The 16260-nt window shown below is 70.7% G+C and carries 12 protein-coding genes; all 12 read right to left on the bottom strand.

Annotated elements, in window-relative coordinates; translation table 11 throughout:
- Positions 1-2: 2 nt before the first annotated feature.
- The 12 genes from DDE18_RS11385 to DDE18_RS11330 all read right to left on the bottom strand — a co-directional run bounded on the left by DDE18_RS11385 (position 3) and on the right by DDE18_RS11330 (position 16256).
- Positions 3-1208 (bottom strand): phosphoglycerate kinase, encoded by a 1206-nt coding sequence (locus DDE18_RS11385; protein WP_116572368.1) that lies wholly within the window; start codon positions 1206-1208, stop codon positions 3-5.
- Positions 1209-1213: 5 nt separating this feature from the next.
- Positions 1214-2209 carry a type I glyceraldehyde-3-phosphate dehydrogenase gene (gene gap / locus DDE18_RS11380; RefSeq protein WP_116572367.1) on the bottom strand — a complete coding sequence of 332 codons (996 nt, stop codon included), beginning with the start codon at positions 2207-2209 and terminating at the stop codon, positions 1214-1216.
- Positions 2210-2327: 118 nt separating this feature from the next.
- On the bottom strand, positions 2328-3314 hold the full coding sequence (whiA, locus tag DDE18_RS11375) for a DNA-binding protein WhiA (protein ID WP_116572366.1): 987 nt from the start codon (positions 3312-3314) through the stop codon (positions 2328-2330).
- A gap of 64 nt (positions 3315-3378) precedes the next feature.
- Complete coding sequence (locus DDE18_RS11370; protein WP_116572365.1) at positions 3379-4320, bottom strand: gluconeogenesis factor YvcK family protein; 942 nt, start codon at positions 4318-4320, stop codon at positions 3379-3381.
- A complete protein-coding gene (rapZ, locus tag DDE18_RS11365; protein WP_116572364.1) occupies positions 4317-5204 on the bottom strand; it encodes an RNase adapter RapZ in 888 nt (295 codons plus the stop codon). Before rapZ ends, DDE18_RS11370 begins: the two co-directional genes overlap by 4 nt.
- Positions 5204-7177 carry an excinuclease ABC subunit UvrC gene (gene uvrC / locus DDE18_RS11360; protein WP_116572363.1) on the bottom strand — a complete coding sequence of 658 codons (1974 nt, stop codon included), beginning with the start codon at positions 7175-7177 and terminating at the stop codon, positions 5204-5206. Before uvrC ends, rapZ begins: the two co-directional genes overlap by 1 nt.
- A gap of 63 nt (positions 7178-7240) precedes the next feature.
- Positions 7241-7705 (bottom strand): QcrA and Rieske domain-containing protein, encoded by a 465-nt coding sequence (locus DDE18_RS11355; RefSeq protein WP_116572362.1) that lies wholly within the window; start codon positions 7703-7705, stop codon positions 7241-7243.
- A 189-nt stretch (positions 7706-7894) separates the two neighbouring features.
- A complete protein-coding gene (locus DDE18_RS11350; RefSeq protein WP_165821127.1) occupies positions 7895-10129 on the bottom strand; it encodes a LamG-like jellyroll fold domain-containing protein in 2235 nt (744 codons plus the stop codon).
- A gap of 82 nt (positions 10130-10211) precedes the next feature.
- The gene (locus DDE18_RS24005; protein WP_116572361.1) at positions 10212-13196 is read right to left on the bottom strand and encodes a PKD domain-containing protein; all 2985 of its coding nucleotides are present in this window, start codon (positions 13194-13196) and stop codon (positions 10212-10214) included.
- Complete coding sequence (locus DDE18_RS11340; protein ID WP_116572360.1) at positions 13193-14227, bottom strand: aminoglycoside phosphotransferase family protein; 1035 nt, start codon at positions 14225-14227, stop codon at positions 13193-13195. The genes DDE18_RS24005 and DDE18_RS11340 overlap by 4 nt, the downstream gene beginning before the upstream one ends.
- A complete protein-coding gene (locus DDE18_RS11335; RefSeq protein WP_116572359.1) occupies positions 14224-15546 on the bottom strand; it encodes a nucleoside/nucleotide kinase family protein in 1323 nt (440 codons plus the stop codon). The genes DDE18_RS11340 and DDE18_RS11335 overlap by 4 nt, the downstream gene beginning before the upstream one ends.
- Positions 15543-16256, bottom strand: coding sequence for a hypothetical protein (locus DDE18_RS11330; RefSeq protein ID WP_133241213.1), 714 nt, complete (start codon positions 16254-16256; stop codon positions 15543-15545). The genes DDE18_RS11335 and DDE18_RS11330 overlap by 4 nt, the downstream gene beginning before the upstream one ends.
- Between the last annotated feature and the right edge of the window lie 4 nt (positions 16257-16260).

Below are 16260 nucleotides of genomic sequence, written 5' to 3'. Positions count from 1 at the left end.
GATCAGTCCCTTTCGAGTACGGCGATGCCGGGCAGTTCCTTGCCCTCGAGGTATTCCAGCGACGCGCCGCCGCCCGTGGAGATGTGGCCGAAGGCCGACTCCTCGAAGCCGAGCTGGCGCACCGCGGCAGCGGAGTCGCCACCACCCACGACCGAGAGGCCGTCGACCTTGGTCAGCGCCTCGGCGACGACGCGGGTGCCGCCGGCGAACGCCGGGACCTCGAAGACGCCCATCGGACCGTTCCAGAAGACCGTGCGGGCATCCGCGAGCGCTGCCGCGAAGGCCTGCGCCGACTCGGGCCCGATGTCGAGGCCCAGGGCCTCGGCCGGGATCTCCGAGGCAGGTACGACGCGGGCCGAGGCCTCGTCGCCGAAGCTGTCGGCCACCACGATGTCGGTGGGCAGCACGATCTCCACGCCCCGCTCCTTCGCCTCGGCGACGTAGCGGGTGCAGGTCTCGAGCTGGTCTTCCTCGAGCAGGCTCTTCCCGACCTCGAGGCCCTGGGCCTTGAGGAAGGTGAACACCATGCCGCCGCCGATGAGCAGCTTGTCGGCCTTCTCCAGCAGGTTGTCGATCACGCCGAGCTTGTCGGAGACCTTCGAGCCGCCGAGCACGACCACGTAGGGCCGGTCGGGGTCCACGGTCAGCCGACGGAGCACGTCGATCTCGGTGGCCACGAGGCCGCCCATCGCGCTCGGCAGCCTCAGCGCCACGTCGTACACGCTGGCCTGCTTGCGGTGGACGACGCCGAAGCCGTCGGAGACGAAGGCGTCCGCGAGCTGCGCGAGCTGGTCGGCGAAGGAGGCGCGCACCGCGTCGTCCTTGCTCGTCTCGCCGGAGTTGAAGCGGACGTTCTCCAGCACGGCGACGTCGCCCTCACCCAGGCCCTCGACCGTCGCCGAGGCGCTCTCCCCCACCGTGTCGGTGGCGAACGCGACGTCCCGGCCGAGCAGCTCGCCGAGGCGCGCGGCCACCGGGGCCAGGCTGTACGCCGGGTCCGGCGCGCCGTCGGGACGGCCCAGGTGGGCGGTCACGACGACGCGGGCGCCGGCCTCGGAGAGCTGCCTGATCGTCGGGACGCTCGCACGGATGCGGCCGTCATCAGTGATCACGGGGGTGCCGGCGTCCCATTCGAGGGGCACGTTGAGGTCCGAGCGGACCAGGACGCGCTTGCCCTTCAGGTCGCCCAGCGACTCGATGGTGCTCATCGAGCTCAGAGCGTCGTGCCGATGTGGTTGATCAGGTCGGCGAGGCGGTTGGAGTAGCCCCACTCGTTGTCGTACCAGCCGACGACCTTGACCTGGTTGCCGATGACCTTGGTCAGCGGCGCGTCGAAGATGCACGAGGCCGGGTCGGTGACGATGTCGGAGGACACGATCGGGTCCTCGGAGTAGCGCAGGAAGCGGCCGTCGGCAGCCGCCTTGATCGCCGCGTTGACCTCCTCGACGCTGGTCTCGCGGCCCGCCTCGAAGGTCAGGTCGGTGGCGGAGCCGGTCGGCACCGGGACGCGCAGGGCGTAGCCGTCGAGCTTGCCCTTGAGCTCCGGCAGCACCAGGCCGATGGCCTTGGCCGCGCCGGTCGAGGTGGGCACGATGTTGAGCGCGGCCGCGCGGGCACGACGCAGATCCTTGTGGATGTTGTCCTGGAGGTTCTGGTCGGCGGTGTAGGCGTGGATGGTGGTCATCAGGCCCTTGACGATGCCGAACTCGTCGTTGAGCGCCTTGGCCATCGGAGCAAGGCAGTTGGTCGTGCACGACGCGTTGGAGATCACGGTGTGCGCGGCCGCGTCGTAGAGCTCGTGGTTGACGCCCATGACGATGGTGATGTCCTCGTTGGAGGCGGGCGCGGAGATGATGACCTTCTTGGCGCCGGCGTCCACGTGGGCGCGCGCCTTGGTGGCGTCGGTGAAGAAGCCGGTGGACTCGACGACGACGTCGACGCCGAGGTCGCCCCACTTGAGGGCCGACGGGTCACGCTCGGCGAACGCGGCGATCGTCTGGTCGCCGACCTGGATCGAGGTCTCGTCCGAGCTCACCTCGGCGTCGAGGCGGCCGAGGATCGAGTCGAACTTCAGCAGGTGGGCGAGCGAGGCGTTGTCGGTCAGGTCGTTGACGCCGACGATCTCGATGTCGGCGCCCGACGCGCGCACGGCGCGGAAGAAGTTGCGGCCGATGCGGCCGAAGCCGTTGATACCTACGCGAACGGTCACTGCAGCTCCTGAGGTGATGGGCGGATACGTGGGCGACCCTACCCCGTGGCCGTTTGGCCCTCCCAGCGCGTCCCGAGGTACGTGCAGGTAACCCTTGAACGTTCCAAGAACGCTCGGGTCAGGCGTCCTCGGCCAGCATGTCCGGCGTCAGCGAGGCCTCGGTGTCGGGGATGCCGAGCTCCTCGGCGCGCTTGTCGGCCATCGCCAGCAGGCGGCGGATGCGGCCCGCGATCGCGTCCTTGGTCAGCACCGGGTCGTGCAGCTGGCCGAGCTCCTCGAGCGAGGCCTGCTTGTGCTCGAGGCGCAGGTCGCCGGCGAGGCGGAGGTGGTCGGGGACCTCGTCGCCGAGGATCTCCAGGGCGCGCTCGACGCGCGCCCCTGCCGCCACGGCGGCGCGGGCGGAACGGCGGAGGTTGGCGTCGTCGAAGTTGGCCAGCCGGTTGGCCGTGGCCCGGACCTCGCGGCGCATCCGCCGCTCCTCCCAGGCCATCAGCGACTCATGGGCGCCGAGACGCGTCAACAGGGCGCCGATGGCGTCGCCGTCGCGGATGACGACGCGGTCGACGCCGCGCACCTCACGCGCCTTGGCCGAGATGCCGAGGCGCCGGGCGACGCCGACCAGGGCCAGCGCGGCCTCGGGACCGGGGCAGGTCACCTCCATGGCGGAGGAGCGACCAGGCTCGGTGAGCGAGCCGTGGGCGAGGAAGGCGCCCCGCCAGGCGGCGACGGCATCGCAGCCGCCGCCCGAGACGACGGCCGGCGGAAGGCCGCGCACGGGTCGGCCGCGGTTGTCCAGCAGGCCGGTCTGACGGGCCAGCGCCTCGCCGTCCTTGATGACGCGCACGATGTAGCGGCTGCCCTTACGGATGCCGTTGCCCTGCACCATGACCACGTCGCACTGGTGGCCGTAGACCTCGGCGATGTCCTTGCGCAGGCGACGCGCCGCGGCCCCGGTGTCGAGCTCGGCTTCGACCACGATGCGGCCGCTCACGATGTGAAGACCACCCGCGAAGCGCAGCATCGAGGCGACCTCGGCCTTGCGGCAGCAGGTCTTGGTGATCTGGGTGTTGGCGAGCTCCGCCTTCACCTGAGCCGTCATCGCCATGCGGCTGATCCTGCCATGGGGGTCAACAACGCCTGTAGGGCTGGGGTATCTCGACGCCGCGGCCTCAGGCGCCCAGCATGATCCGGCGGAAGGCGTCGGCGAGCAGGTCGGCGTCGTGCCGCGCCGAGTCGCCGCTGGCCGCGACGTCACAGACCAGGAGCTCGGCGCCGGCGGAGGCCACCACCTGGTGGAGGAGGTCGCGGTCGCGCACCGTGCCGGAGTCGGCCAGCACCGTGTGCACCTTCAGGTCGGGCGCGTGCTCGAACAGTGCACCGAGGTGGTCCTCCGGGCCGTAGCCCATGGTCTCCCCCGCCTGCGGCTCGAGGTTGAGGACCACGACCAGCCGGGCTTGTGTGGCCTCCAGGGCGCGACGCAGCCGCGGCACCATCAGGTGCGGGATCACGGAGGTGAACCACGACCCCGGACCGAGCACCACCCAGTCGGCCGACGCGAGCGCCTCGAGCGCCTCGGCGCACGGCTCGGGGTCCGCCGGGTCCAGGCTCACCGACACGATCTCGCCGTCGGTCGTCGCGACCTCCACCTGCCCGCGCACGGAGGTCAGCCGGGCAGGATCGGCCGGGTCGAGGCCGCGCACCTCGGCCGTGATGTCCATCGGCGTCACCGCCATGGGGAGGACCCGGCCCTGGGCGCCGAGCAGGCGGCCGACCCAGTCGAGCGCCCGGACGTGGTCGCCCATCAGCTCCCACAGGCCGACGATGAGCAGGTTGCCGACGACGTGGCCCCGCATCTCGCCGTCCCCGTCGAAGCGGTGCTGCAGCACCTGGGCCCAGGTCTGGCCCCACTCGTCGTCGCCACACAGCGCGGCGAGCGCCATCCGGAGGTCTCCGGGCGGCAGCACCCCGAACTCGCCGCGCAGGCGGCCGGAGGAACCGCCGTTGTCGGCGACCGTGACCACCGCCGTGACGTCGGAGGCCACCTGGCGCAGGGCGCTGAGCGAGGCGTGCAGCCCGTGCCCTCCACCGAGGGCGACGACCCGCACGCTCACTCCCTTCCCAGGTCGCGATGGGTGGCCCGGGTGTCGTAGCCACGGGCGCGCAGCCGCGCCGCGATCTCCTCGGTCATCGCCACGCTGCGGTGCTTGCCTCCCGTGCACCCGACGGCGACGGTGAGGAACCGCTTGCCCTCGTTGAGGTAGCCCTTGGCCGCCGTCTCCAGGACAGGGAGGTACTGGTCGAGGAAGTCCTGGGCGCCAGGGCGCTCCTTGACGTACGACGCGACCTCCTCGTCGCGTCCGGTCATGGGACGAAGCTCGGGGACCCAGTGGGGGTTGGGCAGGAAGCGCATGTCGGCCACGAAGTCGGAGTCGACCGGGATGCCGTACTTGAAGCCGAAGCTCACCACGGTGACCTTGAGCCGTGTGGTCTGCGGCGTGCCGAAGTTTTCGGCGATCCGGTCCGTCAACTGGTGCACGTTGAGGTTGGAGGTGTCGATCACCACGTCGGCGTCGCCGCGCAGGTCGGCCAGCACCTCGCGCTCGCGCTGGAGTCCGTGCAGCAGCCGGCCACTGCCCTGGAGCGGGTGCGGCCGCCGCGCGGCCTCCTGGCGGCGTACGAGAACGTCGTCGACCGCCTCGAGGAAGAGCAGCGTCGTGGGACGCCCGGTCACCCCCTGGTGCCGGTTGGCCTGCAGGGAGTCGAAGAACGAGCCCGAGCGCACGTCGACGACCACGGCGATCGGCTGGTTGACACCGCGGCTGTCGTCGACGAGCCGCACCACGTCGCGGACCAGGGTGGGCGGGAGGTTGTCGACCACGAAGAAGCCGAGGTCCTCGAGCTCCTTGGCGGCAGTGCTGCGGCCGGCGCCCGTCATGCCCGTCACGATCACGAGCTCAGCCGGCTGGGACGGCTCGACTGGCATCGCCTGGTCCATCAGTCCTCCTCGATGATCTCGCCGGTCGCGGTGTTGACCCGCGGGGAGACAGTCTTGCGCGTCGCGTCCGACGCCGCGACGGCCTGCTTGATCGCGGCCGCCGTGCGCGGACCGATCCCAGGCACCAGCGCGATCTCCTCCACCTCCGCCGCGCGCAGCTTGCGCAGCGACCCGAAGTGCTTCATCAGGGTCTTGCGGCGCACCTCGCCGAGCCCGGGCACGTCGTCGAGGAGGCTCTCGACCATCGACTTCGACCTCCGGGAACGGTGGTGCGCGATGGCGAAGCGGTGGGCCTCGTCGCGGACCCTCTGGAGGAGGTAGAGGCCCTCTGAGGTGCGCGGCAGGATCACCGGGTCCTCCTGCCGCGGCAGCCACACCTCCTCGAGGCGCTTCGCCAGCCCGCAGACCGGGATGTCGTCGATGCCGAGCTCGTCGAGCGCCTGCTGTGCGGCGGCGACCTGCGGCGGGCCGCCGTCGACCACCACGAGTCCGGGCGAGTAGGCGAACTTCCGGGGCCGTCCTGTCTCCGGATCGACGAGCATCGGACCGTCCTCGGTGACCCGCTGCTCGGAGCGGGCCTGCTCGTCGAGCAGGCGGCGGAACCGCCGGGTGATCACCTCGTGCATGGACGCGACGTCGTTCTGGCCGTCGACACCACGGATCACGAAGCGCCGGTATTCGCCCTTGCGGGCCAGCCCGTCCTCGAAGACCACCATCGAGGCGACCACCTCGGTGCCCTGCAGGTTGGAGATGTCATAGCACTCGATGCGCAGCGGCACCTCGTCGAGGCCGAGCGCCTGCTGGATCTCCTCGAGCGCCCGGTTGCGGGTGGTGAGGTCGCTGGCCCGCTTGGTCTTGTGCAGCGCCAGCGCCTGGCCGGCGTTGTTGGCCACCGTCTGCTGGAGGTCGAGCTTGGCGCCGCGCTGCGGCACTCGGATCGTCACCCTGCTCCCCCGCAGGTCGCCGAGCAGCTCTTCCAGGACGTCGGCGTCCGGCGGCAGCGCCGGGACGAGGACCTCGCGCGGGATGGACTCGGGGTCCCCGGCGTACATCTGGAGCACGAAGTCCTGCACCAGCTCGGGCGTGCCGCCCTCGTCGGTGCGGTCGGCGACCCAGCCGCGCTGGCCGCGGATGCGTCCACCGCGGACGTGGAAGATCTGGACGGCGACCTCGAGCGGGTCCTCCGCGAGGGCGATGATGTCGGCGTCGGTGCCGTCGGGCAGGACGACGGCCTGCTTCTCGAGTGCCTTGTGCATGGCGGCCAGGTCATCGCGCAGCCGGGCGGCCTTCTCGAAGTCGAGCGCCTCGGAGGCGGCGTACATCTCCCGCTCGATGCGCTTGACGAAGGCGCTGGTGTTGCCGGCCATGAAGTCGCAGAAGTCGTCGACGATGCGGCGGTGCTCCTCGGCCGTCACGTTGCCGACGCAGGGGGCGACACACTTGTCGATGTAGCCCAGCAGGCACGGCCGGCCGATCTGGCGGGAGCGGGTGAAGACGCCGTTGCTGCACGAGCGCATCGGGAACACGCGCAGCAGCAGGTCGACGGTCTCCCGGATCGCCCAGGCGTGGCTGTAGGGCCCGAAGTAGCGGGTGCCGCGCTTCTTCGCGCCGCGGCCCACCATGACCCGGGGAAACTCCTCCCCCACGGTCACCGCGAGCCAGGGGTAGGACTTGTCGTCGCGGTACTTCACGTTGAACCGCGGGTCGAACTCCTTGATCCAGCTGTACTCCAGCTGGAGCGCCTCGACCTCCGTCTTCACCACGGTCCACTCGACGCTTGCACCGGTGGTCACCATCGAGGCGGTGCGCGGGTGCAGGCCGCCGACGTCCTGGAAGTAGGACGACAGCCGGGCTCGCAGGTTCTTCGCCTTGCCGACGTAGATGACCCGGCCCTTGGCGTCGCGGAAGCGGTAGACCCCGGGCTGCGTGGGGATCGACCCGGGCGCGGGTCGATAGCTGCTCGGTGACGCCACGTCCCCACCCTACGGGCGGCCGGGGACAGCGTCCCCGCCGGTGAGGCGCCGGGCGAGCACAGCTCAGGCGAGGGTGATGCTCTCGCCCCTCACCTTGATCGCGACCTCGCCGAGCGGCGAGGTCGCCGGGCCTGTGATCACCGAGCCGTCCACGAGCGAGAAGCGGCTGCCGTGGCAGTTGCACGGGATGTCGCCGTCGCTGGAGGAGCTCACCGAGCACCCCTGGTGCGTGCACGTGGCGCTGAACGCCTTGAAGTCGCCCTCGGTCGGCTGGGTGACGACGACGCTCTCGCCCTCGAAGACGGCGCAGCCGCCGACCGGGATGTCGGCCGTGCTCGCCAGGGCCGCGCCCGCGGACCCGCCGCTCCCGGTCCCGCCGGTCCGGGAGGAGGACGGGCTCCTCGTGCCGGTCGCGGTGTCAGCACCGTTGCCGGACGAGTCGCTGCCGCAGGCGGCCACTACCGGAAGCCCGAGGGTGACGGCGGCGGCCCCGGTCAGGGCCCGGCGGCGGCCGAGAGATGCGCTCATGCGAGGAGACTAGCCAACCACCGGGTGTTGTTGGGCTGCTCGCGGTCGCGGCGGGCCGTGGCTTCGCAGCGCCCCCAGCTCCGCGAGGGGAGGACATGGAGACCGGGAGCACTGCGAGCCACCCACCTCCCCGCGTCGACGCGCGCGGTGCGTCCGCGTGGGGAGCCGCCGCCCTGGGCGACCGCGGGTCTAGGAGCCTCCTCCTCTGCCGGCCGAGAAGTGCGTGGCCACCGTGCTGGCCGAGGGTGCGTGCGGGTACACCGCCACCTCGTCGATGCTGCCGTTGAAGTAGCCCGTCGCGCTGCCACCGGCGCGCCCGATGCCCAGGATCGCGGTCGTGGTGTTGAGGGTTCCCGGCGCGGTCGAGGTGGCCACGAGGGCTCCGTTGACGAACATCGACAGGGTGCTTCCGCTGCGGGTGAAGACCAGGTGCGTCCAGGTGCCGAGGGCTGCAGACCCTGGTGCAGTCACCGCGTAGGCGCTGCTGCCGACGAACACCGTCCCTCGCCACTGCCCGCCCGACGTCATGGCGAGCCGGTACTGCCACACGCTGTAGCCGCTGGACCCGCCCTTGTGCACCACGACCCCGCTCTGCGAGGCGTTGGCCTTGGCCCACGCCTCGACGGTGAGGTCACCGGTGACGTTGAGCCCGGTCGAGCTCGGGATCGAGAGGTAGCCGGTCGAGCCGTCGAAGGCCCGGGCTGCATCGGTGTCGCCGACGAGCGCCCCGGCCGTGGAGGTCACCCCGCCCACTGCGTTGCCCGTAGGTCCCGCGACCGCGGAGACCGCCGTGCCGGAGTCACCGAGCCGCCAGTAGCCGACGGGAGCGTCCGCGGTCACGGTGTCCTGGTAGGCGCCGGCGGGCGGTGGGGGCTCCGAGGAACCGACCGTGATCAGCCCGGCGCGGCTCTCGGTGTCGCTGCCGTTGGCATTGGTCACCGTCAGCGACACGTCGTAGGTGCCCGGGGCGGCGTAGGTGTGGCTCGGGTTCTGCGCCGTCGACGTCGCGCCGTCTCCGAACGTCCACGCCCATGACGTGGGCGAACCGGTCGACTCGTCGGTGAAGGTCACCGGCAGCGGTGCCTCACCCGACCTCGGCGTGGCCGAGAAGGCCGCCACCGGCCCCGCCGGCGGCGGTGGTGGTGGTGAGCCCAGGGACATCGTGTTGTGGACGTAGCGTCCGGTCACCTGGTCAGACGCGAGGACGACCAGGCCGCTGGCTGCGGTGAGGTTCTGCTTCGTCGAGGTCGGGTTGTTGATGTTCTTGTCCGAGGCGAGGCGGATGAAGGGCTCGCCGCGCCCGTCACCGAAGGAGATGCTGCCCATCGGGGTGGCCTTCATGTAGATGACTCCACCGGTGTTCGGCCCAGCGGCGAAGACGCGGAGCATGCTGTTCTGGTTGTCGACCAGCACGATGGGTCTCGTCAGCCCGTCCCGCACCCGACTGTGCACGTACTGCCGCCACACCTCGTCCGTACCGAGGACGAGCAGCCTGATCAGCGGTGCGCTCGCATTGTCGGAGACGTCGTCCTGGCCGGTCTTGACAGCTACGAAGAGCTTGCCGGCGGCATTGCCCGCGACGCTCGCGATGTTGATGTGGTCGTCGGCCTCGTTTGGACCGGCGATCACCTTCTTCGCCCCGACCCACGTCGCGGGGGGCGACGAGTCGAGGTGGGTGGCGGCATAGACCGAGTCGTCGATCTGGTTGCTCCAGACCACGCTGATCCGCCCGTCGTACGCCGCCACGCTGGAGATGTCGTCCGTCGTGACTGACACACCGGGGACGGTCGGGCTGAACGGTGTGCCCCAGCTCAGGCCACCCGGCTGGCCGACGACCACTTGCACCTTGTTGCTCTGCGTGAAGGTGACCCAGAGCTTTCCCGTGCTGTCCCTGGCGATGACCGCGGCCTCCACACCACCGCTGTTGATGGTGACCGGGAAGCCTGCGTCCCGACTCCAGGAGCCGTTGTCGAAGCTGTAGCGCGTCACCTGGACGCCGCTGCTGACCGACGAGCCGGACGCGAGGTGCGAGGCGACATACAGGTTGGAACCGTCCCACAGTGTGTCGGCCCGGCTGCCGTTGCGGGAGTCGACCAGCACTCCGGTGTCGGCCCATCGCTGGGTGGACGTGTCGAGCGCGTGGATGCGGAAGTCGTTGGAGGCCGGGTCGTTGAGCACGCCCCACCACCGGCCGTGGGCGAACCACAGCTTGCTCTGCGGCTTGGACGCGGTGGGCGACAGGTCGGGGTCGACCCAACCCGACCCCGCCCCCGACCCGTAGGCGAAGCCGCGATAGCCGACGTCACCTTCCGCCGCCACCGCTGCTCGAGGGACGAGCAGCAGCGCCATCAGGATCGCTGCCAAGCACATGAAGTGCATGGCCAGGGAACCCTCCGATGCAAGAGTGCGAGTCTTGCTTGTCATGGGGCGTCTTTCTGCCTGATGCCTGTCGGGAGAGCCGGCCCTGACTCCGGTGCTGGGGCCGGGGCCGGCTCGTCTGGTCTGCCTACCTGCGGGAGACGGCGATGCCGTCGATGATCACTGGCCTGTGCCGGGACACGACCACGACGCGGTAGCGCGCGGTGGTGACCCGTTTGTGGGAAGCGATCGTGATGCGCTGCATGGTCCGGGTCTCCTTGCTGCTCAGCGAGACCCTCTTGACCAGGCGGTCGCCCTCGAACACCAGCACCCGCCCGCCGCCCGGGCGCCGGGTGACGAAGAGGGCCACCCGCTTTCCGGTGACGGTCCGGGCGAGCGTCGCGCCATGGTCACGCGTCGTCAGGGCCCTGTCCATGTAGTGCTGCTCGCCGGCGACTCCGCGCCACGCCCCGCTGCGCGACATCTTGCTGTCGTCGAGCGGCACCGCTGTGCAACGTGCCTTCGACCATGCCCCCTTCACACCGGCGACGTTGGTCGCCCGAACCCGGAGGCAGTACGTGAAGCCGCCACGACCCGGCACCCGGAGGCTGGTGTCCTGGTGGTCGAGCATGAGCCTGCTCGCCCACTTTGCACCACGGGCGGAGCTGATCTTCCGCACCAGCACGTCGTAGTCGTCCACCTCACCGGCGGGTGTCGTGGTGTGCCACGCGGCATCAACGTAGGGCGAGGTCGCGAAGGCGGTGGCCGGCTTGTCCACCACCACCACCGGGACCTTGGGCACCACGAGAGGCACCGCCGGGACCTCGGTCACCACGGGAAGCGCGGCGACCGTGATCGTGGCCGTCTTGATGCTCGACCCGGAGACGTTCGACGCGGTCAGCTTGACCGCGTAGCTCCCGGCCTTCGCGAAGACGTGCGTCGGGTGCTGGAGGGTCGATGTCCCGCCGTCCCCGAAGTCCCACGTCCAGCTCGACGGTGGCCCCGTCGACGTGTCGGTGAACTTCACCGCCAGCGGCGCAATCCCGGTCTGCGGGGTGAACGTGAAGTCCGCCACAGGCTTGGACGGATTCACCGTCACGTTGAGCGTCTTCGTGCTCGACCCGGAGACGTTCGACGCGGTCAGCTTGACCGCATAGATCCCGCCCTTCGCGAAGACGTGCGTCGGGTGCTGGAGGGTCGATGTCCCGCCGTCCCCGAAGTCCCACGCCCAGCTCGACGGCGGTCCTGTCGACGTGTCGGTGAACGCCACCGTCAACGGCGCAGGCCCGGTCTGCGGGGTGAACGTGAAGCCCGCCTCGGGCTTGGCCGGATTCACCGTCACGTTGAGCGTCTTCGTGCTCGACCCAGAGACGTTCGACGCGGTCAGCTTGACCGCATAGGTCCCGCCCTTCGTGAAGACGTGCGTCGGGTGCTGGAGGGTCGATGTCCCGCCGTCCCCGAAGTCCCACGCCCAGCTCGACGGCGGCCCCGTCGACGTGTCGGTGAACGTCACCTCCAGGGGTGAAGGTCCGGTCGGCGGATTGAACGTGAAGTTCGCGACAGGCTTGGCCGGGTGGACTGTGACGCTGACTGTCTTGGGGCTCGACGACCCGACGACGTTCGTCGCCGTGAGCGTGACCGTGTAGGTCCCCGGCGTCGCGAAGATGTGCGTCGGGTTCCGCTCGGCCGACGTGCCGCCGTCCCCGAAGTCCCACGCCCAGCTCGAGGGTGACTTCGTCGACGTGTCGGTGAACGTCACCGCCAGCGGAGCCGGCCCGGTCTGCGGGGTGAACGTGAAGTTCGCCGTCGGCACGGTGCCAGGCACGTAGTTGTGGACGTAGTGGCCCGTCTTCTGGTCCGACGCGAGCACGAGGATGCCTGAGTCGGCAGTCACGTTCTGCTTCATCGAAGTGGCGTTGTTGACGAAGCTGTGAGCAGCCAGCTTGATGAACGGCTCGCCCTTGCCGGTGGGGAAGGAAGGGCTGGCCATGGACGTGGTCTTGCGGTAGACGACTCCCCCCGCGACCGGGCTCGTGGCGAACACGTGGACCAGTCCCTTGCTCGGCTCCAGCAGGATGATGGGTCGGGTCATGTCGTCCCCGACGGTGCTGTGCACGTAGTTCTCCCAGACGCCGCTGGGCCGCAGCACCAGCAGTCGCACGAGGCCTTCGCTGTCGGGGGTGGGCTGGTTGTCCTGCGCCTCCTTGATCACCATGAAGACACTCCCGGACGCACTGCCCTCCACGCCGGACAGGCTGATGTGGTCGTCGGCGGCGTTGACCCCGGTGAAGATCTTCTGGGAGGTGCTCCAGCCATCCAGGGGTCCCGCCGTGTCAGGGTGCTGGGCAGCGTAGACGGCCGTGTGACCGGCCAGGTCGGCGTTCTGGTTGCTCCACACGACCGATACCTTGCCGTCGTGGGCGACAATCGTGGCGATGTCGTCGGCCGTGACGGCCGTCCCCTCCACGGGCGGGCTGAACGGCGTCCCGAAGGCCGTCGAGCCGGTGACCGCTGAACCGTTGCTGACTACGAGCCGCACATTCCGCCCGATGGCTGCGCTGGCGGTGTACGCGACCCACAGGCGACCGGTGGTGTCCTTGGCGATCACGGCTGCCTCGACACCCCCGCTGTTGAGCGCACCCGTAGCCAGACCGTCTGGGACGTACTTCCTCTGGGCCGTGTCGTAACGGAACCGCGACACGCGGATCCCGCTGGAGGTGCCGTCCCGGCCGGCGGACGCGACGAAGAGCTTGCCGTTGGCGGCGTCCCAGAGCACGTCGGCGTGGGTGGGCGCCGCTCGGTTGTCGATGACCACGCCGGTGTTGGTCCACTGGTGTGTGCTCTCGTTGAAGGAGTGGATGGTGGTCGTCGTCGTGTTGGGGACCTGGAGGACCCCCCACCACTGCCCCTGGGCGAACCAGAGCTTGCTCTGTGGCTTGGACGCCGTGGGTGACTTGTCCGGGTCGATGAAGTCGCCCGTCAGTCCCGCGCCGTACTTGAAGTCGGCGTAGCCGACGTCTCCGGGCGCGGCGTGCGCGGTGCCCGCTGTGGTGACAGGCATCAGCCCAGCGCCGATCACGGCCAGGACCAGGGTGACCAGGCGCGCGAGCGCGCCCTTCGAGTGTCGTGTCATCTCGTTTCTCTTTCCTGAATGAGCGTGGTCGCGAGAACCACGACGTTGTTCCTGACCCAACGTGGGTTGTGGGCGTGACCGGGCTCGCGGATCATGCGGTCGACATGGCGGAGCCAGTACCAGAGCAGCGCATCGCGCTCGGTCACGCCGACGTCGCAGAGGACCTCGTGGACTCCACTCCTCCGAAGAGCCGCGCGGAGCTCCGTCGCGTCATCACGGTCGGTGAGCAGACGCCGGAGGAGCAGCCCGAGGTCCTCCTTGCGCTCTTGGCTGAGCGGGTAGAGCGTGAGGTGCAGCAGGTCGTGCAGGGCCGCGTCGTGAAAGGACGCCTGGTCCCAGTCGATGATCCCTGGGACGGTGCCTGGTCGCAGGAGGATGTTGCCGGGCCACAGGTCGCCGTGCACCAGGACCACCCGGCACACGCTGCCCTCGATCGACATCGCGACATCGAAGGCCCACTGCGTGACCGCTTCAGCCGCCGGACGCTGGCCCCAGCGCCCGAGCAGGGTCGCCACCGTGGCCGAGGGGCCGAAGAACCACGGGTACAGCCAGTCGTCGGCCTCGACCTCGTGCGCCGTAGCGTGACGCATCTGCGCCACCTCGCCACGCACGCGCGCCATCACCCTCTCGTCGTGTGCCAGGGCCACCAGGGAGGGGCCGGGAAGCCGCTCCTCGACGACGGCGAAGCGGTCCAGGCTGTGGTACTCCCCCAGGGTGCCGGCAACCATCGGCCGCCAGGACGCCCAGGCCGGTCGTGCGTGGATGCAGGTGCGTACCGACAGGTCGCGGCGCAGTGCCGACTCGCCGTACGACGAGCGGGAGACCTTCACCACGCAGTCCTTGCGCACCCACGTCACCCGGTGCGCGTTCCAGACCCACTCGCCGCCGGTCGGTGACCGGCCACCCGCGGCCAGGTACGCCTCGCGGGCGGTCTGCACGATCTCCTCGCGCTCCGTACGTCGCCGCGGATGCTCCCGGATCCGCTCCAGGACGAAGGAGCCCGTGTCCAGGGCGCTCGATGCGGTTCTCATGGCTTCCCTCCAGTGTTCTTGCCCTGCAGTCGTTCGGCCGCCATCCCCCAGATGGCTGCCACGACCTCGTCGGCGACGGCGGACGGGCGCTGGGTCGCATCGACGACGAGCACTCGGGGACGGCCGGTGCGGCGGTGCACCGCCTGAACGTGGCGGGCGATCGCGTCCCGGTTGTCGTCGAGGACCTGGGGGCTCATCTCGCCCTTGCGCGCATAGAGCACCTCACCCGGGGCCTCAAGGAGCACCGCCACGTCCGGTGCGGGCACGCAGCGCAGCAGGATCCCGAAGTACAGGCGCTTGAGGCCCTGCAACCGCCCTCGGGGTGGCGCCGCCGCGTCGTACACGTAGCGGTCGAACAGCACCAGGCGGCCCCGCGCCCCGCCGAGCCAGCCGATGCCGTAGCGGCGGACGGCCCGGAGAGGGCGACGGAGCGGCCAGAGCGTCTTCACCACCGCCGACGAGCCGTACGCGTCGGGCCAGAGGCCGAAGTAGATGCGCTCGTGCGGCCAGGGCCAGGCGCGGCCGATGGCCTCGAGGAGCGTGGACTTGCCCGCGCCGTCAGGCCCGAGCACCGCCACCAGCAGGCCCCGCCGTCCACGCCACTGACGGAGCCGCTCCGTCGCCCGGAGCATGACCAGGGAGACGATCGGCCGCGCCGCACCTGCGTCGAGCACCTCCCGCAGGCACCGCCGGCGCACACCGGGCCGGAGAGTCCAGAGCGCCTCAGCCAACGCGCTCGAGTCGTGACGGGCACACGTACGGACGACGTCGAGGGGGCTGACCGAGCGGGGTAGCAGCGGCGACACCACGCGGTGCCAGGCCTCCACCGGGTCCTCCGCCACGGCCTCGGCGAGACCGGCGAGCCGGACGAGACGGTGCGATCCCCGCGGCTCGGTGCCGTCGTCGGCGAGCAGGTGCAGCAGCGTGACCCAGAACTCGTCGCGTGGGTCGAGCCGCGGCACGTCCTCGGCGCTCGCAGCGGCCCGGGCGAGGCAGGCCTGCGCCATCCCGGAGGACCACACCGACAGCGGCCCGAAGTCGAGCGACGTGACGAGGTCGAGCCGGACGAAGCTCCCGCCCTCGAGACCGACCAGGAACCGGTGGGTGCCGCGCCCGAAGGCCGGCTCCTCGACAAGCCCGCGGGATCGCAGCAGGCCGAGAGCCGGCTCCAGGTCATCCGCAGCGACCAGCACGTCGAGATCGTCACCGGCGCCGTGCGGCGGCCGCAGGACGGCGTAGCTGAGGCCGTGGCCATGCAGCACACCGAGGCTCTCGATACCCGGGGCGGTGCTCGCGCCGTGCGCTTCCGCGATCGTCACGCGATCACCCCCGCCCCCATGAGGACCGGGGCCGCGAGACCGAAGGCGACACCCCAGTGCGCGCACAGGGAGGCCTGCCAGCCGCCCCCGACCCGGACGTAGCCGAACGCGGCGCCGAGCAGCGTCCCGGCCAGCAGGCCCCACCACCCGAAGAGCGGAACCGTGGCGAGGCCCTGGGCGAGCGCGACGAGCACCACCCCCTGCCGGGAGACTCCGGCCACGTGCATCAGCAGCCCGCGGTAGAGCAGCTCGTACAGTGCTGGCACCAGCACCACGAGAGCCGTGATCGCCGACAGCTCGAGGACGGTCGCACGGGCCCCCAGAGGCATGACCGCCACGCCCACCGGGAGCGCCGTGCCGAACCCGCCGACCAGCCAGGCGAGGTCGCCCGGCTCGGGCCGACGTGGCCGGAGCGCGGCACGCGCGCTGGGGGAGGAGGCGAGGACCGCCGCCAGGGCGATCGCGGCGAACCCGGCGAGCACCAGCTGGTCCACAGCGGCCGGGAGGAGGACCGGGGTCGACACCGCCAGCACGAACGTGAGGGCGATCAGCGTCGAGGCATGACCGCAGACCCGTCGGGCGGTCGACCGGCACCCCGCCTCCCGGACACCCCAGAGAAGAAGCCCCCCAACCGGCACCACGCTCGCTGCGGGGAGGTCGACAAGCACCGCGGCGGCACCCGTACCGAGCAGCAGCAGCGGGACCGTCATCGGA

Origin of the sequence: Nocardioides gansuensis (assembly GCF_003076135.1) — a bacterium.
GTDB lineage: Bacteria > Actinomycetota > Actinomycetes > Propionibacteriales > Nocardioidaceae > Nocardioides > Nocardioides gansuensis.
This window is presented reverse-complemented; position numbering and strand designations above follow the sequence as displayed.

What these genes read in the sequence shown, in the direction of transcription:
- DDE18_RS24005 (WP_116572361.1), bottom strand. Translation starts at nt 13,196, where the DNA reads ATGACACGACACTCGAAGGGCGCGCTCGCGCGCCTGGTCACCCTGGTC.
- DDE18_RS11340 (WP_116572360.1), bottom strand. Translation starts at nt 14,227, where the DNA reads ATGAGAACCGCATCGAGCGCCCTGGACACGGGCTCCTTCGTCCTGGAG.
- rapZ (WP_116572364.1), bottom strand. Translation starts at nt 5,204, where the DNA reads ATGGACCAGGCGATGCCAGTCGAGCCGTCCCAGCCGGCTGAGCTCGTG.
- DDE18_RS11330 (WP_133241213.1), bottom strand. Translation starts at nt 16,256, where the DNA reads ATGACGGTCCCGCTGCTGCTGCTCGGTACGGGTGCCGCCGCGGTGCTT.
- whiA (WP_116572366.1), bottom strand. Translation starts at nt 3,314, where the DNA reads ATGGCGATGACGGCTCAGGTGAAGGCGGAGCTCGCCAACACCCAGATC.
- DDE18_RS11385 (WP_116572368.1), bottom strand. Translation starts at nt 1,208, where the DNA reads ATGAGCACCATCGAGTCGCTGGGCGACCTGAAGGGCAAGCGCGTCCTG.
- DDE18_RS11350 (WP_165821127.1), bottom strand. Translation starts at nt 10,129, where the DNA reads ATGACAAGCAAGACTCGCACTCTTGCATCGGAGGGTTCCCTGGCCATG.
- DDE18_RS11355 (WP_116572362.1), bottom strand. Translation starts at nt 7,705, where the DNA reads ATGAGCGCATCTCTCGGCCGCCGCCGGGCCCTGACCGGGGCCGCCGCC.